Annotated in this window: 20 protein-coding genes; 5 read left to right on the top strand and 15 right to left on the bottom strand. The window is 69.3% G+C overall.

Annotated elements, in window-relative coordinates:
• Nucleotides 1-5 precede the first annotated feature (5 nt).
• Nucleotides 6-350 (top strand): REP-associated tyrosine transposase, encoded by a 345-nt coding sequence (locus tag ACFSCU_RS12045; RefSeq protein WP_307776922.1) that lies wholly within the window; start codon nt 6-8, stop codon nt 348-350.
• A gap of 89 nt (nt 351-439) precedes the next feature.
• On the opposite strand, the gene ACFSCU_RS12040 is transcribed toward ACFSCU_RS12045, so the two are convergent.
• From ACFSCU_RS12040 to ACFSCU_RS12000, 9 genes are all read right to left on the bottom strand, one after another.
• Nucleotides 440-1,969 (bottom strand): DNA recombination protein RmuC, encoded by a 1,530-nt coding sequence (locus ACFSCU_RS12040; protein ID WP_333707596.1) that lies wholly within the window; start codon nt 1,967-1,969, stop codon nt 440-442.
• A gap of 208 nt (nt 1,970-2,177) precedes the next feature.
• Nucleotides 2,178-3,170 (bottom strand): 2-hydroxyacid dehydrogenase, encoded by a 993-nt coding sequence (locus ACFSCU_RS12035; protein ID WP_180551378.1) that lies wholly within the window; start codon nt 3,168-3,170, stop codon nt 2,178-2,180.
• A gap of 29 nt (nt 3,171-3,199) precedes the next feature.
• Nucleotides 3,200-3,709, bottom strand: a complete 510-nt coding sequence (locus ACFSCU_RS12030; RefSeq protein WP_180551377.1) for an RES family NAD+ phosphorylase — start codon at nt 3,707-3,709, stop codon at nt 3,200-3,202.
• Nucleotides 3,710-3,867: 158 nt separating this feature from the next.
• Nucleotides 3,868-4,362, bottom strand: a complete 495-nt coding sequence (gene parS, locus ACFSCU_RS12025) for a type II RES/Xre toxin-antitoxin system antitoxin (protein WP_180551376.1) — start codon at nt 4,360-4,362, stop codon at nt 3,868-3,870.
• Nucleotides 4,363-4,971: 609 nt separating this feature from the next.
• Nucleotides 4,972-6,171, bottom strand: coding sequence for an FAD-dependent monooxygenase (locus ACFSCU_RS12020; protein WP_180551375.1), 1,200 nt, complete (start codon nt 6,169-6,171; stop codon nt 4,972-4,974).
• Between the two features lie 269 nt (nt 6,172-6,440).
• The gene (locus ACFSCU_RS12015; protein ID WP_377560781.1) at nt 6,441-6,599 is read right to left on the bottom strand and encodes a hypothetical protein; all 159 of its coding nucleotides are present in this window, start codon (nt 6,597-6,599) and stop codon (nt 6,441-6,443) included.
• A 139-nt stretch (nt 6,600-6,738) separates the two neighbouring features.
• Nucleotides 6,739-9,651, bottom strand: coding sequence for an aconitate hydratase (locus ACFSCU_RS12010; protein WP_377560780.1), 2,913 nt, complete (start codon nt 9,649-9,651; stop codon nt 6,739-6,741).
• A 184-nt stretch (nt 9,652-9,835) separates the two neighbouring features.
• Nucleotides 9,836-10,444, bottom strand: a complete 609-nt coding sequence (locus tag ACFSCU_RS12005) for a DUF3617 domain-containing protein (RefSeq protein WP_377560778.1) — start codon at nt 10,442-10,444, stop codon at nt 9,836-9,838.
• A 112-nt stretch (nt 10,445-10,556) separates the two neighbouring features.
• Nucleotides 10,557-11,063, bottom strand: a complete 507-nt coding sequence (locus ACFSCU_RS12000) for a macro domain-containing protein (RefSeq protein ID WP_180551373.1) — start codon at nt 11,061-11,063, stop codon at nt 10,557-10,559.
• A gap of 135 nt (nt 11,064-11,198) precedes the next feature.
• Here ACFSCU_RS12000 and trhP point away from each other — a divergent pair, with 135 nt between their 5' ends.
• Nucleotides 11,199-12,590, top strand: coding sequence for a prephenate-dependent tRNA uridine(34) hydroxylase TrhP (gene trhP / locus ACFSCU_RS11995; protein ID WP_180551372.1), 1,392 nt, complete (start codon nt 11,199-11,201; stop codon nt 12,588-12,590).
• A gap of 162 nt (nt 12,591-12,752) precedes the next feature.
• Nucleotides 12,753-13,472 (top strand): zinc ribbon domain-containing protein, encoded by a 720-nt coding sequence (locus ACFSCU_RS11990; RefSeq protein WP_377560777.1) that lies wholly within the window; start codon nt 12,753-12,755, stop codon nt 13,470-13,472.
• A 23-nt stretch (nt 13,473-13,495) separates the two neighbouring features.
• Here ACFSCU_RS11990 and rlmD read toward each other — a convergent pair whose 3' ends face one another.
• From rlmD to surE, 4 genes are all read right to left on the bottom strand, one after another.
• Nucleotides 13,496-14,932 carry a 23S rRNA (uracil(1939)-C(5))-methyltransferase RlmD gene (gene rlmD / locus ACFSCU_RS11985; protein WP_257645869.1) on the bottom strand — a complete coding sequence of 479 codons (1,437 nt, stop codon included), beginning with the start codon at nt 14,930-14,932 and terminating at the stop codon, nt 13,496-13,498.
• A 247-nt stretch (nt 14,933-15,179) separates the two neighbouring features.
• On the bottom strand, nt 15,180-16,052 hold the full coding sequence (locus tag ACFSCU_RS11980; RefSeq protein ID WP_377560776.1) for a peptidoglycan DD-metalloendopeptidase family protein: 873 nt from the start codon (nt 16,050-16,052) through the stop codon (nt 15,180-15,182).
• A gap of 25 nt (nt 16,053-16,077) precedes the next feature.
• Entirely contained in the window at nt 16,078-16,887 is an 810-nt protein-coding gene (locus tag ACFSCU_RS11975) for a protein-L-isoaspartate(D-aspartate) O-methyltransferase (RefSeq protein ID WP_333705852.1), read from the bottom strand.
• The gene (gene surE, locus ACFSCU_RS11970) at nt 16,887-17,663 is read right to left on the bottom strand and encodes a 5'/3'-nucleotidase SurE (protein WP_180551368.1); all 777 of its coding nucleotides are present in this window, start codon (nt 17,661-17,663) and stop codon (nt 16,887-16,889) included. Before surE ends, ACFSCU_RS11975 begins: the two co-directional genes overlap by 1 nt.
• A gap of 168 nt (nt 17,664-17,831) precedes the next feature.
• Between surE and ACFSCU_RS11965 the strand changes: the two genes are divergently transcribed.
• Together ACFSCU_RS11965 and ACFSCU_RS11960 are read left to right on the top strand one after the other, a co-directional pair.
• The gene (locus ACFSCU_RS11965; RefSeq protein ID WP_333705853.1) at nt 17,832-18,809 is read left to right on the top strand and encodes an NADPH:quinone oxidoreductase family protein; all 978 of its coding nucleotides are present in this window, start codon (nt 17,832-17,834) and stop codon (nt 18,807-18,809) included.
• A gap of 265 nt (nt 18,810-19,074) precedes the next feature.
• Complete coding sequence (locus tag ACFSCU_RS11960; protein WP_180551367.1) at nt 19,075-19,557, top strand: DUF4124 domain-containing protein; 483 nt, start codon at nt 19,075-19,077, stop codon at nt 19,555-19,557.
• A 10-nt stretch (nt 19,558-19,567) separates the two neighbouring features.
• Here the strand turns inward: ACFSCU_RS11960 and ACFSCU_RS11955 are convergent, their stop codons facing one another.
• Together ACFSCU_RS11955 and parC are read right to left on the bottom strand one after the other, a co-directional pair.
• Nucleotides 19,568-19,753: a hypothetical protein gene (locus ACFSCU_RS11955; RefSeq protein ID WP_333705855.1), complete on the bottom strand. Its 186-nt coding sequence runs from the start codon at nt 19,751-19,753 to the stop codon at nt 19,568-19,570.
• A gap of 2 nt (nt 19,754-19,755) precedes the next feature.
• Nucleotides 19,756-22,152, bottom strand: coding sequence for a DNA topoisomerase IV subunit A (parC, locus tag ACFSCU_RS11950; RefSeq protein ID WP_333705856.1), 2,397 nt, complete (start codon nt 22,150-22,152; stop codon nt 19,756-19,758).
• Nucleotides 22,153-22,170: the final 18 nt, after the last annotated feature.

Here is a 22,170-nt window from a genome sequence, read left to right as displayed (position 1 = left end):
TCTGACTGGCGCGCCTGACCATCGGTGAACTGCAGAAAAGCGATGCGCTGGGCCGATGCCAGACGCTGGCCTACGTGCTCATGCCCGACCACCTGCATTGGCTGCTGCGGCTGGAACACGGCACCCTGTCGCAGGCCGTGGGTCAGTTCAAGGCCAGTTCAGCGAGAGCGGTTCAGCAAGCCCGTGGATACGCGGGACAAGCCCTGTGGCAAGCCGGCTTTCACGACCACGCCCTGCGACGCGACGAGGATCTGCGCGCCGCCGCGCGCTATCTGGTCGCCAACCCGGTGCGCGCGGGTCTGGTGGCGCGGGCAGGCGACTACTCGCATTGGGATGCGATCTGGGTTTGAGATTCGCGGCTTCCGCCGCTCCTGCATCTCATGCGCCGTAGGAGCGGCGGAAGCCGCGAACAAGCGCCACCTCAGCACCACCGCCCCATTCACCCATCCGCCTCCTCTTCCCCCAACCCCGGTAGCAGCGCCTGCGATTCGCCATCCGGCAGCGCCTCCACCTTCTTCAGCGCGCGGTTCATCACGTTGGTGCGCGTCTGCGCCGCGTCCAGCGTGTTCAGCACGGTCTGGGTCTGGGTCTTCACGCGCGCCAGCACGTCGCCGAACTTGCCGAACTCGGTCTTCACCGCGCCCAGCACCTGCCACACCTCGCTGCTGCGCTTTTCCAGCGCCAGCGTGCGAAAGCCCATCTGCAGCGAATTGAGCATCGCCAGCAGCGTGGTCGGCCCGGCCAGCGTCACGCGGTGCTCGCGCTGCAGCGCCTCCATCAGGCCGGGGCGGCGCAGCACCTCGGCGTACAGGCCCTCGGTGGGCAGAAACAGGATGGCGAAGTCGGTGGTGTGCGGCGGCTCGACGTACTTCTCGGCCATGCCGCGCGCCTCCAGCCGGATGCGCGCCTCCAGCGCCTTGGCCGCCGACTCGGCGCCCGCCACGTCGGCGCGCTGCTGTGCGTCCAGCAGGCGCTCGTAGTCCTCGTTCGGGAACTTGGCATCGATCGGCAGCCAGACCGGCTCCGATGCGCCTGAAGCCGCAGCACCGCGGCCCGGCAGGCGGATGGCGAAATCGACCAAATGGCGGCTGCCCGGGCGCGTGCACACCTGCGCCGCGTACTGCTCGGGCGCGAACACGTGCTCCAGCAATGTCCCCAGCTGCGCCTCGCCAAAGGTGCCGCGGTTCTTCACGTTGCTCAGCAGGTGCTTCAGGTCGCCCACGCCCTGCGCCAGCGTCTGCATCTCGCCCAGGCCCTTGTGCACCTGCTCCAGCCGGTCGGCCACCTGCTTGAAGCTCTCGCCCAGGCGCGCCTCCAGCGTCGACTGCAGCTTCTCGTCCACGGTCTGGCGCATTTCGTCGAGCTTGGCGGTGTTGGTGGCCTGCAGCTGCGCCAGTTGCTGCTCCAGCGTGGCGCGCACCTCCGCCATGCGGCGGGCGTTGGTTTCGCTCAAGGATTGCAGCTGCTGCGTCAGCGTTTCACTCAAGGAGCCGCGCAGGTGCGCCAGCTGCTGCGCGAAGGCGTCGATCTGCGCGTTCTGTGTGCGCGTGGTTTCCTGCGCCTGCTGTGCCATCGACAAGCCCAGCGCCTGCAGCTGCGCCACCAGCGTGTCGCCCAGCGTGCCGCGCAGCTGCGTGAGCTGCGCCGCCAGCGCATCGACTTGCGCGTTCTGCGTGCGGTTGGCTTCGGCGCCCTGGCGCACCACCGCGTCCTGAAACGTGGCCAGCGAATGCGCCAGCTCCTGCCGGCCCTCGCGCGCGCTGCCGCCGATCTCCTGCCGCAGCTCGCGCTCGAGCCGCTCGCCGTGCTGGCCCACGGCCGCGCCGATGAGCTGCTGCACCTCGCCGCGAGACGCCACGTCGTCGGGCCGGCGCGGGCGGCGCAGCAGCAGCACCACCAGCAGCAGCGCGTTGATCAGCAGGCCGGCCAGCGCCAACCAGGGCAGCCATGCGGGGAGTTCGGAATTCATGAATGCTCTTGATTCAATAGCTGGCCGCGCGCTCTACACCAGCGCCGCAGCCTGAAAACGATCATGGATTGTGGGAGCGGGCTTGCCCGCGATGCTGCGTATCGCACCGCGCGGAGGCCGCATCGCGGGCAAGCCCGATCCTACAAAAAACATAGCTGCTCGCGCTTGTTGGACGGGCGCTGCCGGCCAAAACGACTTGAAACCCCGCTCATGCACCGATGACTTCAGGATTCAACGGCGTCACCGCCCTGCCCTGCGCCAGGTAGCCGATCAGGTTGTCCGCCGCCAGATTCGCCATCGCCTTGCGCGTGGGCACGGTGGCGCTGCCGATGTGCGGGGTGAGCACCACGTTGGGCACTGTCAAAAGATCAGGATGCACCTTGGGTTCGCCCTCGAACACGTCCAGCCCTGCCGCGGCGATGCGGCCTTCGCGCAGGGCCTGGGCCAGCGCGGCGTCGTCGACGATGCCGCCGCGGGCGATGTTGACCAGCGTGGCGGTAGGCTTCATCAGCGCCAGTTCTGCGGCGCCAATGGTGTGGTGCGATTCCGCGCTGTACGGCACGACGAGCACCACGTGGTCAGCGGTCCTGAGCAATTCTTCCTTGCTCACGTAGCGGGCCCCCACGGCGGCCTCGTCGGCGGCGGGCAGGCGCGAGCGGTTGTGATAGATCACCTTCATGCCGAAGCCCAACGCACCGCGCCGCGCAATCGCCTGGCCGATGCGGCCCATGCCGATGATGCCGAGCGTGCTGCCGTGCACGTCCTGGCCAATCAGCATGTCGTAGGCCCAGCGGTCCCACTTGCGGGCGCGCAGGTAGTGCTCGCCCTCGGCCACGCGGCGGGCGGCGGCCATCAGCAGCGCAAAGCCCATGTCGGCGGTGGTCTCGGTCAGCACGCCGGGGGCGTTGGTGGCCAGCACGCCGGCGGCCGTCATCGCGGGCACGTCGAAGTTGTTGTAGCCCACGGCCATGTTGGCGCAGATCTTCAGGCCCGGGCAGGCGGCCAGCAGTTCGGCGTCGATGCGCTCGCTGCCGGTGGTGAACACGCCCTGCTTGCCCTGCAGGCGGCGGATCAGCTCCTCGCGTGGCCAGATGTCGTCGGCCGCGTTGGCCTCGACTTCGAAATGCTGGCGGAGCTTGTCGACGACTTCGGGGAAGACGGCGCGGGCGATGAGAACGTGGGGGCGTGCGGCGGTGATCATGCGGGCATTCTAGGGAGCCCGCGCGTGCCTCACAGCGGCAGGCGCAGCGCCCGCGGGTCGTACAGCCAGCGGCGCAGCTTGGCCACGCGCAGCTTGCCGGCCTGCGGGTGCGCGGGGTTGATGAGCAGGTTGTGCTCTTCGGGGACGATGACCGAGGGCACCTGCGCCAGCAGGCTGCCGCCCTGCGCCGCCCAGGCCGTGCCCCAGGCGATGCTCACGCGGCCCGCCGGCAAGGCATCCCAGCCGACATGCTGGTCGGCATCGAACACGGTGCGCGCGGCCCACAGTGCGGCCGGAACGTCGATGCGCACCAGGTAACGGTTGAGCGGCAGCGCCACGCCGCCGCCCAGGTGCACCACCGTCTCCAGGCAGGCCAGCGCGCGCGAGGTGCTGGCGTACAGCAGGGGCGTGCCGCGCGCGTTCCAGCGGCCGCCGGTGATGCGCGCGCCGGCGCCGCTCAGGTCGTCGGCGGTGTAGTCGGGCGTGTCGGTGGCGATGCGCCAGACGCTGACGGTGCCGGATTCGGTGGCGGCGGTCATGGCCATTCAGGCGTTGCCAAGGCGGGCTTGATCACGCCACGCCAGCGGCCGCGGAGCAGGCCTTGCCAGCGAACGCCGTGCCCGGGCCGGCGCCGGGCACTGGCGTTGTCCCCCCTGGCGCCGCAGAGGGGGAAAGCGCGAAGCGACTCAGGGGGGTGTCATGCATACACGCCCGATTTCATCTGATAAAGCAGCGTGCTGATGGCCTCGCGGCCATCGGCGGTGTCGAGCAGTTCCTGCGGCGCCAGGCCGCCGAGCGCGGGCACCGGGTCGGCCATCCAGCGGGCGAACCAGTGCGCGGCGTCGAAGTCGTCGGGCGCTTCGCCGGCCTCGCGCACCATGGCGTCGACCTGGCCGATCAGGCGCTCGATGCCCACCATCTTTTCGCTCTCGTGCTGCGACAGCGGGCCGCGCTGGGCGATCTTGCGCTCCACGGTGGAGCGCGCCAGCCCCAGCACGCGCATGAGCTGGTCGCGCGGCACCGCCATGGCGTCGGCCAGCGCCACCACCTCGCGCGCCGGCACGCCCTGCTTCACCAGCTGCGAGCGCTCCATGGGCGACAGCCAGTAAGCCGCCGTGCCGCGGGCGGGCACGTGGTAACTGCCGAGGCGATCAGACACCTGAGGGGCATGGGCGGAAAGCGTGGCGGGCATGGCAGTCTCCATCAATAGAGACAATATATATACCCAACAAAGACAAATGACAAGCCCTGCCATGGCGCCCGGTCCGCGGGCTGCGGGCTGCAGAGCACGCCGACAGGCATCGGCTTGCAGGGCCGCGAACGATGGAATGGCTGGGCGTATGCTCTCAACTATAAGGGGAGTATTCGTTCCCAGCGCTTTCCCCATAAGCGCTCACAACGCACATGACGGGGAGTATCAAGAAAGTATCGCGCCCTGCCGATGCACACCGGCTTGCTGCCCCCGAACGGCAGGCGCCCTCAGCGCGCGCTGGTGAAAAACATAGGGAGTATCCATGCTAAGCGCTTATTTGACGGGCGCTGGCAGCCAGTATGCAAGGGAGTATGCAAAAAAAGCTGCTTGCCGGCAGCGGCCGTCGTGCCTGCCAGTGCCGGCATGCCCGCACGGGGGCGGCGGAGTCACCAGTGTCAGACAACGTTGTGGGAGCGGGCTTGCCCGCGATGAGGCGCCTCGTCGCCACGAACGCTTGATCGCGGGCAAGCCCGCTCCCACACAGCGGATGCGATCCGCGCGGCTTCGGAGGCTTCTTGATGTTCGAGCATTCTTTAAGCCCAATTCGCATCAACCGCCGTACAGCCAGGGTACATCCAGCACCCGCTCGCCCAGCAGCTTGATCGACGCATCGCGCCCAAAGCGCACCAGCCCGGTGGAATGGAAGATGCTGCCATTGCGGATCGACCTTGCCTGCACGCGCGCGCAGCGCTGCCAGCGCGCCAGGGCGTAGCGCTTCAGGCGCGTGGGCACGTCCACGGCGTCCATGGCGAGGGCGCGGGCCAGTTCGGCCGCGTCCTCTATCGCCATGCCGGCGCCCTGCGCCAGGTACGGCCGCATGGGGTGCGCGGCATCGCCCAGCAGCGCCACCAGGCCGCGCGCCATCTGCTCGGCGCCCTGCACCGGCGCGCGGTCGGCCAGCGCCCACAGGCGCCAGGCGTGGTCGTTCACCGTGGCCTCGGGCACGGCGGCGATCAGCTCGCGCAGCGGCGCGCAGGTGGCGCCCAGCGCGTGCTGCAAATCGGCATGGTTGGCGCCGTGGTCCCACCCCTGCGCGTCGGCCGGCGGCTGGCCGTGCACGATGGCCACCACGTTCATCCACTCGCCCCGGCGCACCGGGTACTGCACCACGTGCAGGCGCGGGCCCAGCCAAGCCGTGACCTGCGCCGTGCGCAGCGCCGCCGGCAGCGCCGACTGGCGCAGCATGGTGCGGTAGGCCAGGTGCCCGGTCACGCGCGGCGGGCCGTCGTTCAGCAGCTGCTGGCGCACGTGGCTCCACACGCCATCGGCGCCCAGCAGCGCATCGCCTTCGATCTGCTGGCCCGCCACGGTGGTCAGCGTCACCGCCCGGCCGTCGTCGTGCAGGCCGGCCACCCAGTGGTCCAGGTTCAGGTGCACGCCGTGCTGCTGCAAGGCGGCGCGGCACAGCAGGCGGTGCAGATCGGCGCGGTGGATGGTGGCGTACGGCGCGCCATAGCGCTCCACGGCGCGTGCGCCCAGCGCCAGCGTGCCCAGGTCGGCGCCACTGGTGGCGTTGCGCACCTGCAGCCGGTCGGGGAAGGCGGCGACGGCGTGCAGCTCGTCCTCCAGGCCCCAGGCGCGCAGGATGCGCGTCACATTCGGGCCAAGTTGCACGCCGGCGCCCACCTCGGTGAATTCAGGCGCGCGCTCGAACAGGCGAACTTCCCAGCCGGCGCGCGCCACGGCCAGCGCGGCCGCCAGCCCGCCGATGCCGCCACCGGCAATCAACAATTGCAAAGGGGTGCTCATGGCGCCGATTGTGCCGTGCGCGTTGCCACTAATTGCTGACATTGGGCAAGCTTGGGCGCTGGCTGTGGCTTGAGGCCAAATCGGGCTCCAGCGCTTGTCAGGCAAGCGCCAGCAGCTATCAAAACCATATCAACCAAGCGCCGGGCGCAGCAAACCCCAGGCCATGCCCGGACAGCAGCGTCGCCACACGCCCCCATCCAGCACGACCGGCCGCAGTGCCGCCGGCTGGCTGGCGCCCACCGCGCCCAGCCCGAACATCCCGGTCGCCATCAGTGCCGCGTCGAGCAGTGCACACACCGCCGCCACCACACCCACGTCTCGCGCCGCAGGCCCTGGCGCAACACATAGGCGTTCTGCGCGCCGATGGTCACGATGAGGGCGAGGCTGAGGATGAAGCCGGTGAGGAAGGGGGTGGCGGCCGAGCGCATGAAGTCACGCAACTTGATCGCGAAACGTAGGTCGGATCCGCGCAGCGATTCAGACGTGATGCGGGCACCGCACCCTCAAGCGGCGGAATCCCTTCGGGGTTCCGCCCTACGCGGGATTTCGCAACCAGCGCGGCTTCACTTATGCCAACAACTGCCGCAACACATACGGCAGGATGCCGCCGTTGCGGAAGTAGTCCACCTCGATCGGCGTGTCGATACGCAGCGTGAGCCTGGTTTCCTTCTTCGAGCCATCGGCGCGCGTGATGACCAGGCGCGCATCGCTCATCGGCGCCAGGTCGTCGGCGGGCACGATGTCGATCAGCTCGTCGCCCTTCAGGCCCAGCGACTCCCACGATTCGCCGGCCTTGAACTGCAGCGGCAGCACGCCCATGCCGACCAGGTTGCTGCGGTGGATGCGCTCGAAGCTCTTGGCGACCACGGCCTTGATGCCCAGCAGTTGCGTGCCCTTGGCAGCCCAGTCGCGGCTGGAGCCGGTGCCGTATTCCTCACCGGCGAAGACCACCGTGGGCACGCCGGCGGCGCAATACTTCATGGCCGCGTCGTAGATGAACTGCTTGCTGCCCTGCAACTCGCCCGGCTGCTGGTAGATGGTCAGGCCGCCCTCCTCGCGGCTGCCATCTTCCAGCGGCGGAATCATCAGGTTCTTGATGCGCACGTTGGCGAAGGTGCCGCGCATCATCACCTCATGGTTGCCGCGGCGCGCGCCGTAGCTGTTGAAGTCGGCCCTTTGCACGCCATTGGCGATGAGCCACTGGCCGGCGGGCGAGCTTTCCTTGATGCTGCCGGCGGGCGAGATATGGTCGGTGGTGATGCTGTCGCCGAACAGCGCCATGATGCGCGCGCCCAGTACCGGGTCGCAGGAGTTGCGGGTTTCGTCGCCCTCGCCGATGGCGCAGGCGGCCACGTAATCCATGTCGAACTCGTCGAAGAACGGTGGCTCGGCGATGTAGGTGCTGTCGGGCCAGGTGTAGACATCGCCTTCCACCCCATCGATGCGCTCCCACAGCTTGCCGGGCTCGGTCTTGACCTTGGCGTAGTTGGCGCGGAAGGCCTTGCCCTTCATGGCGTACTTCAGCAGCTTGTTGATCTCGTCGCTGGTCGGCCAGATGTCGCCCAGGTACACGTCCTTGCCGCCCTTGCCCTTGCCTACGGGCTGCGTCATCAGGTCTGTCAGCACGGTGCCGGCGATGGCGTAGGCCACCACCAGCGGCGGGCTGGCGAGGAAGTTGGCCTTCAGGTTGGGGTGGATGCGCGCCTCGAAGTTGCGGTTGCCCGACAGCACGGCAGCGCACACCAGGTCGTTGCGGGTGATGGCCTCGTTGATCTCGGGCGCCAAGTCGCCCGCGTTGCCGATGCAGGTGGTGCAGCCGTAGCCGGCCACGGCAAAGCCGAGCTTTTCCAGGTACGGCAGCAGGCCGGTTTCGGTGAGGTATTCGGTGACGATGCGCGAGCCGGGCGCCAGCGAGGTCTTGATGTGCGGCTGCACCGTCAGGCCGGCCTTCACCGCCTTCTTGGCCAGCAGGCCGGCGGCCAGCAGCACGCTGGGGTTGCTGGTGTTGGTGCAGCTGGTGATGGCGGCGATCAGCACGTCGCCGTTGCCCAGCGTGTAGCGGCGGGGCGAGCTGGGCTCGATCACGTCGGCCTCGGACAGCGCGGATTCGAGCGTCGGCCGGTTGGCCACCATCTCGACCTTCTCGCGCGACGAGCCTTCGGTGATCGGGCGCGGCGCCGGCGCGCGCTCGTCGTGGTCGGGGTCGTTGTCGCGCACCACGTCCACGCGGGTGTGCAACAGCTCGGGCGGGCGGTTGAAGCCGTTGGCGCTCATCGGCTGGCTGAACAGCGATTCGAACTGGCGCGCCACGTTGCCCAGCTCGATGCGGTCCTGCGGGCGCTTGGGGCCGGCCAAGCTGGGGGTGACATCACCCAAGTCGAGCGTGACGACCTGCGAATAGTCGATGTCGCCGCTCTTGGGCACGCCGAACAGCTTCTGCGCCCTGAAGTAGGCCTCGAAGGCCTCGATCTCGGCCTTGGTGCGGCCCGTGCCCTCGAAGTATTCGATGGTGCGCTCGTCGACCGGGAAGAAGCCCATGGTGGCACCGTATTCGGGCGCCATGTTGCCGATGGTGGCGCGATCCGGCAGGCTGAGGGTGCGCGTGCCTTCGCCGAAGAATTCGACGAACTTGCCGACCACCTTGTGCTGGCGCAGGATTTCGGTGACGGTGAGCACCAGGTCGGTGGCGGTGCAGCCTTCGCGCAGGCGGCCGGTCAGCTCGAAGCCCACCACGTCGGGCGTGAGGAAGTACACCGGTTGGCCCAGCATGGCGGCTTCGGCCTCGATGCCGCCCACGCCCCAGCCGACGACGCCGATGCCGTTGATCATCGTCGTGTGGCTGTCGGTGCCGACCAGGGTGTCAGGGTAGTAGACGCCATCGGCGCCCTTGTGCACGCCGCGCGCCAGGTATTCGAGGTTGACCTGGTGCACGATGCCGAAGCCCGGCGGCACCACGCCGAAGGTGTCGAAGGCCTGCATGCCCCACTTCATGAACTCGTAGCGCTCGCGGTTGCGCAGGAACTCGAGCTTCATGTTCAGGTCGAGCGCGTTCTTCCTGCCGTAGTAGTCGATCATCACCGAGTGGTCGACCACCAGATCGACGGGCACCAGCGGTTCGATCTTCTTCGGGTTCTTGCCCAGCCGCACGGCGGTGGAACGCATGGCCGCCAGGTCGGCCAGCAGCGGCACGCCGGTGAAGTCCTGCAGCACCACGCGGGCCACGGTGAACGGGATCTCGTCGGTGCGGGCGGCCTTGGGCTGCCAGTTGGCCAGTTGCGCCACGTGGTCGGCCGTCACGCGGCTGCCGTCGCAGTGGCGCAGCACCGACTCCAGCACGATGCGGATGGACACCGGCAGGCGCTTGATGTTGGGGTACTTGCGGGCCAGCGCCGGCAGCGAATAGAACTGCCCGCTCTTGCCGGAGGCCGTCTTGAACGACTGGCGGGTGGAAGCGAAAGCGTGGGATGTCTTGGTGGCCATGGCGTTCTCCTTCGTTCGGCAATTCATGCGGGGCGGGTCACACCCATTGTGTCAGGCCAGCGCGGGGCCTGCCACCGTCAGGGGCATGGCGAAATGGTTTCATATGAAAACAGCCTTCAGCCCCCGCCGGATGGGCGCTAGCAGCTATCAAAGCAGAAGCATACTGGTGGCTGCCTGATGAAGATCACTTCCTGGCGGGGGCGCCGCGCGGCGCGGTGGCGCCGGCTTCTTTCACCAGTTGCTCGATCGGCTTGACCTGGCCGCAATCGCTGCCCAGGTATTTCATCTGCGTTTCGGCGCGCATGGTGTGCTTGGCGCCGCTGGCGTCGGTGCCGGTGGTTTCGACCTTGGTGGTCACCAGATCGCCGGCCACCACGGTCTCGCCCTTGCCGCTGGTCTTGCCGCCGCCCTGTTTGCAGGCGAATTCGAACGTGGTGCGGTTGCCGCTGCGGTTGAGCTTGGGCGGGTCGCACTCGGCACCCTTGGGGCGCGGCACCATGGTCTGGTCGCGGGCGGCCATGGCGGGGCTGATGCACATGCGCTGAGACAGCGGATCGCCGCCTTCGGGCGGCAGCATGGCGGCCATCTTCTTGCGCTGCTCGGGCGGCAGGCTGGCCAGGGATTTGCGCATCTCCTCGCGGGCGGCCAGCATCTGCGGCAGCATGTCCTTGCCGTCCAGGCTCATGGCGGTGGTGCGCGTTTCCCACAGGCCGGCTTTCATGCCGGTGGGGCCCTGGGCCTGCGCTGCGCTGGTGGCCAGCGCGGCCAGCAGTACGATGAAGGATGCTTTCATGGTGCGATGCGGTCGAGAAAAGAGCCATCGTACGCCCAGCACGGCAAAGCCCCGGTAGGCGGATGCCTACAGCGGGGCTTTGCTCATCGCCGCTTCAGCGCGGCGGGGTGCGTCAGGCCAGCTTCTCGTCGGCCTTCTCGCCCTTGCGGTACACCTCGTAGACCAGCACCGGAATGCCCAGGTCGCCCAGGTGCTGCTGGATCAGCGGTTTCACGTCGGCCCAGTCCAGGCCACCCACGCCAGTGGCCAGGCGCGGCAGCGCCACGCTCTTGACATCTTCCTTGCGCACCCAGGTCGCCAGTTCGCGCAGCGTGCGGTTCACGTCTTCCAGCTTGGCCTTGACCGGGCGGGCCGACTTGGCCTGGCTTTGCATGCCCTGCGTGCACAGGTTGACGATGCCGCGCACGCTGCCGTCTTCGTTGACGCCGCCCCAGGCCCAGATGTCGCCGGTGTCGGGCTGCTTGGCGTGCGTGGCGTGGCGGTAGTCCTTGACCATGGACGGAAAGCGCTCGCGCAGCGCCAGTGCCAGGCCGGAATCGAACGGATCAGCGGTGGCAATGCCATGCGCGATCACCTGGGCATCGCTGAGCAGAATGTCGCCTTCGACTTCACGGATCATGTGTTCTCCTTGGGGGGTGGTTTCAAACTTCTTCACCGACACCATAGCGCATGGCGCCGGGCGCAGGCTTGACGCGAGTCAAGACATGGGCCGCCGCCGCACGGGAAAAACCGGGAACGCGGACAATACGCCCCCATGACGCCCAAAGCCCCCGAACTGCTGCTGCCCGCCGGCAGCCTGGACAAGATGCGCGCCGCCTACGACTTCGGTGCCGATGCGGTGTACGCTGGCCAGCCGCGCTACAGCCTGCGCGCACGCAACAACGAATTCCGCCTGGAGCAGATTGCCCAGGGCATCACCGAAGCGCACGCGCGTGGCAAGAAATTCTTCGTCACCAGCAACCTGATCGCCCACAACGACAAGCTGCGCACCTACCTGCGCGACCTGGAGCCGGTGGTGGCGCTGAAGCCCGACGCGCTCATCATGGCCGACGCCGGCCTGATCATGCTGGTGCGCGAGAAGTGGCCGCACATCCCCATCCACCTGAGCGTGCAGGCCAACACCACCAACTGGGCGGCGGTGAAGTTCTGGCAGAAGATGGGCGTGGCGCGCATCATTCTTTCGCGCGAGTTGAGCCTGGCCGAGGTGGAGCAGATCCGCCAGGAATGCCCCGACATGGAGCTGGAGGTGTTCGTGCACGGCGCGCTGTGCATCGCCTACAGCGGGCGCTGCCTGCTGAGCGGCTACTTCAACCGGCGCGACCCCAACCAGGGCACCTGCACCAACGCCTGCCGCTGGAACTACAAGACGATGGACGCCGCCGTCGACCCCAACACGGGCGAGGCGATGGCGGCGGGCGAGCAGTTGCAGGGCTTCAACTTCGCCGCCGAGGCGGAGCGCGCGGAACAGGATTCGACCTGCGGCAACGGCCAGCGCCACCCCGCGGCCGACAAGGTGTACCTGATCGAGGAGGAAGGCCGCCCCGGCCAGCTGATGCCGATCATGGAGGACGAGCACGGCACCTACATCATGAACAGCAAGGATTTGCGCGCGGTCGAGCTGGTCGAGAAGCTGGCGAAGATCGGCGTCGATTCGCTGAAGGTGGAAGGCCGCACCAAGAGCCTGTACTACGTGGCGCGCACCGCGCAGGTGTATCGCCGCGCCATCGACGACGCCGTGGCCGGCCGCCCCTTCAACCCGCACCTCATCACCGAACTGGAAGGCCTGGCCAACCGCGGCTACACCTCGGGCTTTCTGGAGCGCCGCCCGTCGCAGGATTACCAGAACTACGAAACCGGCCACTCCGTGGCCACGCGCAGCCAGTTCGTGGGCGAAATCAAGAGCGCCAAAGACGGTTGGGCCGAGGTCGAGACCAAGAACCGCTTCGCCGTCGGCGACTGGATCGAGATCATCACCCCGCAGGGCAACCGAACCGTGCGGCTCGACGTGATGAAGAACGCGGAAGGCCAGTCCATCGACGTGGCGGCCGGCAACCCGCTGCGGGTGTGGATTCCGATCGACGGCCCGGCCGAGCAGGGGCTGATCGCCCGCCTGGTGAACCCACCTGCCGAGGACACGGCGGCCTGAAGCCGGCGCCTGCGTGCAGTTTTCCAGCGTTTGGCCGGCGCGCACGACCGCGCCGGTGCGCCGCGTGGACCCGCACCCTGCGGGCATGAGGTACATTTTGTTGCATGACGGCTGGCAGGCGCGTGATTGCCCGGCTTGCCGCCTGCCCCCTCTTCATCACCCATGGCCTTGATCTGTCCGAAGTGTGGCGCCGAGAACCGGGATGCCGCCAAGTTCTGCCTGAAATGCGCGCACCAGCTGGTCGCGCTGGGCCCGGCACCTGCGCCGCCTGAAGCACCCCGCAAGCGGCGCCGCAAGCGCCGGCCCGCCGAGGGCGAAGCGACCGCGCCCGGCAAGCGCCCGCATGCCGTGCTGATCGCGCTGCTGGCGGTGTTCGCCATCGGGGCGCTGTGGGGCATCGGCCGCATCGCAGCGCGCACGCCCGCCCCGCTGGCCGAGGCACCGGCGACAACCACACCCGCCCCGCGCCCCGCGCCCGCGGCACCGGCGCCGACGCCGGCACCCAGCCTGGCCGCCGCGCCCCCGGTCACGCCCGCGGTGGCGCCGGCCAGTGCCCCTGCCCCGGCACCCGCACCGGCGGCCATGATCGACACCCGGCCCGCGGCCCCCAAGCCGGCACGCCCCGCACCCGCGCCGCGCGCGCCTCGGCCGGATCCGGCGCCGGCGCCACCGCCCGCGGCGCCCCAGGTGGCCTCGCCCCGGCCCCCGCCACCGCCCGCGCCCGCCAGCCCACCCGCGGGCCTGTGCGCCGATTCACGCTTTCTGGCGCACGCGCTGTGCCTGCAGCGCGAGTGCGGCAAGCCCGCGCTGCAGCAGCACCCGCAGTGCGTGCGCATGCGCGAGCAGCAGCGGGCGATTCAGCAGGGCAGCGGCGACGGCTGAGCGCCTTTCGGCGCCCCCTGGCTTTAGTTGGCCAGGTCGAACACCGCCATGCTCTCCACGTGCGCGGTGTGCGGGAACATGTTGACCACGCCCGCCGCGCTGCAGCGGTAGCCCGCCTGGTGCACCAGCAGGCCGGCATCGCGCGCCAGCGTGGCCGGGTTGCAGCTGACGTAGACGATGCGGCGCGGCGGCTGCCAGCCTTCGGCGCCGGGCGGCAGCGGCTCGGCATCCTCGGCGCCGATGCGCGCCTGGTGGATGGCCGCCAGCGCCTTGACCAGCGCGAACGCGCCTTCGCGCGGCGGATCGACCAGCCAGCGGTCGGCCGTGCCGTCGGCCACCAGTTGCGCGGCGGTCATGTCGAACAGGTTGCGTGCTGCAAATTCAGTAGCTGCCAGCGCTTGATGGGCAGGCGCTGAAGCCTGATTTTGTTCACAATTCTGCCGCGCGCGCGCCACCAGCGCGGCACTGCCTTCCACGCCCAGCACCTGCCCGGCCTGCGTGGCAATGGGCAGTGTGAAGTTGCCCAGGCCGCAGAACCAGTCGATCACGCGCTCGTGCCGCTGCGCGCCCAGCAGCCGCAGCGCGCGCGTGACCAGCACGCGGTTGATGTGCGGGTTGACCTGGGTGAAGTCGGTCGGCTTGAACGGCATGGCGATGCCGAACTCGGGCAGCGCGTACGCGAGCGGCGGGCCGCCCTCTTCCAGCCGGTGCACCGTGTCCGGCCCCTTGGGCTGCAGCCACCACTGGATGCCGTGGCGCGCGCCGAAGTCGCGCAGTTGCTGCCGGTCGCCGTCGGAGAGCGGCTCCAGATGCCGCAGCACCAGCGCCGTGATCTCGTCGCCCGCCGCCAGCTCGATCTGCGGGCAGGTCTCGCGCGCCTCCAGACCCATGATGAGCGCGCGCAGCGGCAGCAGCAGCGCGCTCACCTGCGGCGGCAGCACGTGGCATTCGCGCATGTCGGCCACGTAGCGGCTCTTGCGCTCGTGAAAGCCGATCAGCACCTCGTTCTTCTTCTGCACGTAGCGCACCGACAGGCGCGCCCGGTAGCGGTAGCCCCAGGCCGGGCCCTCGATGGCGCGCAGGATGACCTCGGGCCGCACCTTGCCCAGGTGCCACAGGTTGTCCTCCAGCGCACGCTGCTTGACGGCGACCTGGGCAGACGCCTCCAGGTGCTGCATCTTGCAGCCGCCGCACGCGCCCTGGTGCAGCCCGAAGTGCGGGCAGCGCGGCGCCACGCGCTGGCTGCTTTCGCGGTGCACGGCGGTCAGCGTGGCGGCTTCCCACTGGTTCTTGCGCTTCGTGACAGTGGCCGACACCAGCTCGCCCGGCAGCGCGCCGTCGATGAACACCACCTTGCCGTCCGGGCGCCGCGCGATGCCCTGCGCGTCCAGGTCCATCGCGTCGATGTGCAGCCAGTCGGGCGGAAACGCAGGCGAGGAGGATTCCGTGTTTATGGTCAAAATGGCCTCCAGCGCTTGCTGGACAAGCGCGAGCAGCTATGAATAAAGAAGCATCCCACGGGCGCACGGCCCTGCCCTCACCCCAACCCTCTCCCGCCTGCGGGAGAGGGAGCCAACAAGGCTGCGCAGCAAGCCGCACAAAATGCCGCGGAGCAGGCCATGCGGGGGCGCCGTGGCCGGACCCGCGCCGGCCACCAGCGCCGTCCCCCCTCAGGGGGGAAGCCGCGCCAGCGGCACAGGGGGGAGCTTATCTAGCCGGCAGGTAGCGCGCCGGATCCACCGGCTTGCCCGAGCGGCGGATCTCGAAGTGCAGCTTCACGCGGTCGGCGTCGGTGGAGCCCATTTCGGCGATCTTCTGGCCCTTCTTCACGGTCTGGTCTTCCTTCACCAGCAGCGTCTGGTTGTGCGCGTAGGCCGTGAGGAATGTGTTGTTGTGCTTCAGGATGATCAGGTTGCCATAGCCGCGCAGGCCGGCACCGGCGTACACCACGCGGCCATCGGCGGCGGCCAGCACCGCATCGCCCGCCTTGCCGGCAATGCCCAGGCCCTTGTTCTTGGCCTCGTCGAAGCCGGCGATCAGCGCGCCGCTGGCGGGCCAGATGAAGTCCACGTCGTCGGCGCCGGCCGAAGGCGGCGGTGGGGGCGAGGCCGGCGCAGGCGCCGGTGCGGGCGTGACGCCGGGGGTGGTCTGCGTGGCCACCGGCACCGCGGGCTTGGCGGGCGCGGGGGCAGGTGCCGGGGTGCCGGCGGCGGGGCGCGGCCCTTCGGTCAGCGCCGGGGCCGATGCCACCGTGGTGCCGGCCGGCGGCACCACGCGCAGCACCTGGCCGACTTCGATGAGGTTCGGGTTGTCGAGGTTGTTCCAGCGCGCGATGTCGCGCCAGGGCTGGTTCACCTCGGTGGCGATGCGCATGATCGTGTCACCCTGGCGCACCGTGTAGAAGCCGGGCTTGCCGGCGTTCTCGGCACCCGGCAGCGTGGCCGGGTCGACGCGCGGGGCGCCTGCCGTGCCCCGGTCTTCCACCGGAGCCCGATTGACCGAGGTGGACGAGCATCCCGCCAGCACCGCGGCCGCCACCAGGGTGGCGGCCATCCAAGTCTTGCGACCTGAGAAATACATATGAGACTTTCCTCTTGCTTGCGCTCTACGCAACCCCTGATTTTAGAGGCACGAAGTGAACGGCTTCGAGAATGGTCTGCTGTATCCCCTGACGGGACTTGTCTATGACCATCAGTGCCTGCTGGCCCCCGGCCGTGGCCACCGGGGCGACGATGCGCCCGCCGTAGGCCAGCTGGTCGATCCAGGCGTCGGGCACGGCCTCGCCGCCCGCGGCGGCGATGATGCCCGCGTAAGGCGCGCCCTTGGCAAAGCCGGCCATGCCGTCGCCCAGGATCAGGTGCACGTTGGCGATGCGCAGCGGCCGCAGGTTGGCGCGCGCCTTCTCGTGCAGGTCGCGCAGGCGCTCGATGCTGTAGACCTCGCTGGCCACCTGCGCCAGCACCACGGCCTGGTAGCCGCAGCCGGTGCCGATGTCGAGCACGCGGCCAAGCTTGCCGTCGGGCCCGCGCAGGCCGCCCTGCAGCAGCAGCTCGGTCATGCGCGCCACCACGCTGGGCTTGCTGATGGTCTGGCCCAGGCCGATGGGCAGCGCCGTGTCCTCGTACGCCTGCGCCAGCAAGGCGCTGTCGACGAAGCGGTGGCGGTCGACGCTGCCCATGGCGCGCAGCACCTGCGCATCGCTGATGCCCTCGGCCGCCAGCAACTGCACCATGCGGGCACGCGCCGGGATCGGGTCGCGCGCCATGCTGGCGGCCTGCGGTGCCGAGGTGCTGGTCAGCGGCGGCGTGGCGGCCGCAGGCACGGCGGGCCGCGCCACCGGCCGGGCCGGCGCGCGGCTGCCCGCGCCCAGGTCGATGCGGGCCGGAAAGCCCGGGCGCTGCGGTGGCGTGGCCATCAGCCGTGCCCTCCGCCCAGCATGTGCCTGAGGCCCTGCGACCAGTAGCCCAGCGCGTCGCGGTCGGTCAGGTCCACCTTCAGCGGCGTGATGGCGATGTGGCCCTCGGCCGTGGCGTGAAAGTCGGTGCCTTCGGCCGCGTCGGCCGCCGGCCCAGCGCCGCCGATCCAGTACATGGTGTCGCCGTGCGGGCTGTCCATGGTGATCACGCGCTCGGCCGCGTGGCGCCGGCCCAGGCGGCTCACCCTGGGCGGCTTGATCTGGTCGAGCGGCAGGTTGGGGATGTTCACGTTCAGCAGCCAGGGCTTGCCGCCGTCCAGCTGGTGCGCGCCGATGCGCTGCACCAGCTCGGCCGCCTTGGCCGCCGCGGCGTCGATGTGGCCCCAGCCCTTCTCGATCTGCGAGAACGCAATGGCCGGGATGCCGAACAGGTAGCCTTCCATGGCCGCGCCCACGGTGCCGCTGTAGATGGTGTCGTCGCCCATGTTGGCGCCGTTGTTGATGCCGGAGACGACCAGGTCGGGCCGGTAGTCCAGCAGGCCCGTCAGCGCGATGTGCACGCAGTCGGCCGGCGTGCCGTTGACGTAGCGAAAGCCGTTGGCCGCCTGGTACACGTACAGCGGCGCGCGCAGCGTGAGGGCGTTGGACTTGGCGCTGTTGTTGTGCTCGGGCGCCACCACTTCCACCTGCACGTCCGGCAGCGCCTTCAGGGCCTCGTGAAAGGCCACGATGCCGGTGGCCTGGTAGCCGTCGTCGTTACAGAGCAGGATCTTCATGGAGGGGTGCGCGCAGATGCAACGGATTGTAGGCGCGCCGTCGCCCGGCCATCGCCGGCAGGCGCGGTCACGGCTGAGACATGGCGCGGCTGGTGCCCGCTTCTATCATGCGGCGTCACCCCTGGTGCCGCGGCGCCAGCTTACCGATTGTTCGAGGAGACCTGATTCATGCACGCCTGGCTTTGCGAAAACCCCGTCGGTGTCGACGCCCTGACCTGGAAGGAACTGCCCACGCCGCAGCCCGGCAAAGGCCAGGTGCTGATCCGCATCCAGGCCGCCAGTCTGAACTTCCCTGACCTGCTGATCGTGCAGAACAAGTACCAGCACAAGCCCGAGCTGCCCTTCGTGCCCGGCAGCGAATACGCCGGCGTCGTCGAGGCCGTGGGCGAAGGCGTGACGGACTTGAAGGTGGGCCAGGCCGTGGCCTGCCTCAGCGGCACAGGCGGCTTCGGCACCCACACGCTGGCGCCGGCCAAGCTGTGCATGCCGCTGCCGCCGGGCTTTCCGCCGGTGGATGCGGCGGCCTTCATCATGATCTACGCCACCAGCCACCACGCGCTGATGGACCGCGGCCAGCTCAAGGCCGGCGAGACGGTGCTGGTGCTGGGCGCGGCCGGCGGCGTGGGCATGTCGGCGATCCAGATTGCCAAGATCGCGGGCGCGAAGGTGATCGCTGCCGCCTCCACTGACGAAAAGTGCGCCTTCTGCAAGCAACTGGGCGCCGACGAAACCATCAACTACAGCAACGAGGACCTGCGCGAGCGCCTGAAGGAACTGACCGGCGGCAAGGGCCCCGACGTGATCTACGACCCGGTGGGCGGCCCGTTCACCGAGCCGGCATTCCGCTCGATTGCCTGGCGCGGGCGGCACCTGGTGGTGGGCTTCGCTGCGGGCGACATCCCGGCCATCAAGATCAACCTGGCGCTGGTCAAGGGCGCCAGCATCGTCGGCGTGTTCTGGGGCGACTTCGCGCGCCGCGAGCCGGCTGCCAACGCCGCCATGATGCAGGAGCTGGCCGGCTGGTACGCGCAGGGCAGGATCAAGCCGCTGATCGACCGCACCATGCCGATGAGCGAGCTGAAAGCTGCCTACGCGCGCATGGGCTCGCGCGAGGTCAAGGGCAAGCTGGTGCTGGTGAACGACTGAAGCCGCGCGCCCCGCGGCCGTGGGCGGACTGCAAGCCGCCAGGCGCGCCATATCAGGCGACAACGTTTTGACGCCGTTTGCAAGTATTGATTCAGGAGCTGCCAGCGCCCGATATACAAGCGCCAGAGCCGTTTTTCGTCATCATTATTATTTTCAAAGTCCCCCCTGCCTTGGTACCTCCATGGGCAGGCCGTGATCAGGCGCCTGCCGCCACACGTCAGGCCGTGCTTTGCAAGGCACGGCCGGCTGGGGTACAACCCCGGCCATGAACACCCTCCTGACCTCCGCAGCGCACCGGCCTGCGCTGGCCGCCCTTGCCGCCTGCCTGCTGGCCACCGCCCTGCCCGCCACGGCCCAGATCAAGCGCTGGGTGGACGAGCGCGGCGTCGTGCACTATTCGGACGCGCTGCCCACCAGAACGGCGCCCGGCACCCAGGTGGAAAGCATCGCGCCCGTCCCGCCGCTGAGTGCCGCCGACCAGGCCGCCGCCGACGCCCGCCTGCAGAAGTACCGCGACGATCTGGCGCAGCCGGCGCGGCCTGCCGCCTCCGCCGCGTCGGCCGCCGCGGCACCGCAGGCCGGTGCATCGGCGCCGCGCCCGGACGACCAGAGCTGTGCCGCGCAATGGCAGCGCTACAACGCGGCCTACGCCTGCATGGATGGTTATCGCCTCAAGGGCGGTGGCGTGCGGCCCGAGGCCTTCGACAAGTGCCCGGTGGTGGCGCAGCCCAGCTGCCCGCCGCCCTGAACGCCGGCCGTCAGCCGCGCTCGCGCCGTTCGCGCGCCCGGCGCTGCTGGCGCGTTTCCTGCGCGCGCGCGGCGGCGATGTCCTTGGCGCGGCGCCGCGCCCGCCAGTGGCGCGACAGCCAGCGGCCCAGCAGAAAGCTGCCCACGGCCATCAGCACCATGATGAACACGCCGAAGAACGACAGATCGAGTTGCATGCTCACTCCACCCGCACGATGCCGGTGGGCTTGAAGCCCAGATCGGCCGCCTTGCCCTTGCGCGCGCGGGCGGCGCGGGCGTTGTTCAGGCTGCGGATTTCCAGCTGCTCCTCGCGCGCCTTGCCGCCGCGGCCGATGCCGAAGATGCGCACGCTGCGCGTGTAGGCCGCCGCACCGGCCAGCGTGTCCTTGGGCTCCAGGTCGATCAGAGTCAGGCCGCGGCCGCCCTTTTCCATCAGCTTCAGTTCACCGATCTCGAAGGTGAGGATGCGCCCGCCCGTGGAGGCACAAGCCACGTGTGTGGCCGCTGCGAAACTGATAACTGCCTGCGCTTGCCCACTGGGCGCTGGGGTCGATTTCGGCTCTGAACCCAGAGCCACCACCGACGGCCTGCAGACCTGCTCGCCCGCACCCACAGTGATGAACGCCTTGCCGCCGCGCTGGCGCGACAGCATGTGCTCGATGCGCGCCAGAAAGCCGTAGCCGCCCGAGCCCGACAGCAGCAGCGTGACCGCTTCGGCGCCGGCAAAGTAGTGCAGCGGCTGCGTGCCGGCGTCCAGGTCGATCAGCGTGGTGATCGGCTGGCCGTCGCCACGCGCGCCCGGCAGGTTGGCCACCGGCACGGTGTACACGCGGCCGTTGCTGCCGAACACCAGCAGGTGATCGACGGTGCGGCATTCGAAGGTGCCGTACAGCCCGTCGCCGGCCTTGAAGGCGAAGGCCGCCGCGTCGTGCCCGTGGCCCTGGCGCGCGCGCACCCAGCCTTTCTCGCTCACGACCACCGTCACCGGCTCGTCGACCACCTTGACCTCGGCCACGGCGCGCTTCTCGGCTTGGATCAGCGTGCGGCGCGCGTCGGCGAACTGCTTCGCATCGGCCTCGATCTCCTTGACCATCAGGCGGCGCAGGCTGGCCGGACTGCCCAGGATGTCCTCCAGGCCCCCCTGCTCCTTGCGCAGCTCGCTCAGCTCCTGCTCGATCTTGATCGCCTCCAGCCGTGCCAGCTGGCGCAGGCGGATGTCGAGGATGTCGTCGGCCTGCCGCTCGGTCAGGTTGAAGCGCGCGATCAGCGCCGCCTTGGGCTCGTCGCTCTCGCGGATGATGGCGATCACCTCGTCGATGTTCAGCAGCACCAGCTGCCGGCCTTCGAGGATGTGGATGCGATCGAGCACCTTTTGCAGCCGGTGCTGGCTGCGGCGGGTGATGGTCTGCTGGCGAAAGTCGATCCATTCCACCAGCATCTGGCGCAGCGACTTCTGCACCGGCCGGCCGTCGAGGCCGACACTGGTCAGGTTGATGGAGGACGAAGTTTCCAGGCTGGTGTGCGCCAGCAGCGTGTTGATCAGTTCGTCCTGGCCGATGGTGCGGCTCTTGGGCTCGAACACGATGCGCACCGGCGCGTCCTTGCTCGATTCGTCGCGCACCTCGTCCAGCACCGCCAGCACCGTGCCCTTGAGCTGCGTCTGCTCGGGCGTCAGCGCCTTCTTGCCGGTCTTGACCTTGGGGTTGGTGAGTTCCTCAATTTCTTCGAGCACCTTCTGCGCGCTGGTGCCGGGCGGCAGCTCGGTGACGACCAGCTGCCACTGGCCACGCGCCAGGTCCTCGATCTTCCAGCGCGCGCGCACCTTCAGGCTGCCGCGTCCGGTCTTGTAGGCGTCGGCAATGTCGGTGGCGGGGCTGATGATCTGCCCGCCGCCGGGGTAGTCGGGGCCGGGCAGCAGCGCGAACAGCTCGTCGTCGCTCAGCTTGGGCGACTTGATGAGCGCCACGCAGGCATCGGCCACTTCGCGCAGGTTGTGGCTGGGGATTTCGGTGGCCAGGCCCACGGCGATGCCGCTGGCGCCGTTCAGCAACGCGAACGGCAGGCGCGCGGGCAGTTGGCGCGGCTCCTGCTCGCGGCCGTCGTAGTTGGGCTGGAAGTCGACCGTGCCTTCGTCGATCTCTTCCAGCAGCAGGCGCGTGATCTTGGCCAGCCGCGCCTCGGTGTAGCGCATGGCGGCGGCGCCGTCGCCGTCGCGGCTGCCGAAGTTGCCCTGGCCGTCGATGAGCGGATAGCGCTGGCTGAAGTCCTGCGCCATGCGCACCAGCGCGTCGTAGGCGGCGGTGTCGCCGTGCGGGTGGTACTTGCCGAGCACGTCGCCCACCACGCGGGCGCTCTTGACCGGCGTGGCCGGCGTGTTGCCGCCGGTGCCGCCATAGCCCAGGCCCATGCGCGACATCGCATACAGGATGCGGCGCTGCACCGGCTTCTGGCCGTCGGCCACGTCGGGCAGGGCTCGACCCTTGACGACGGACAGTGCGTATTCGAGGTAGGCGCGCTGCGCGTAGGTGGCCAGCGCCAGGTCGTCATCCGACCCGCCGCCCTCCCCGGCCAGATCGAGGACCGTTTGATCGTTCATTCAGGAAAGGAAAAAGAA

The sequence above is a fragment of the Ottowia beijingensis genome (assembly GCF_042680925.1).
GTDB lineage: Bacteria > Pseudomonadota > Gammaproteobacteria > Burkholderiales > Burkholderiaceae_C > Ottowia > Ottowia beijingensis.
Note: the sequence above shows the minus strand (reverse complement) of the source record. Positions and strands in the feature narration are given on the sequence as shown.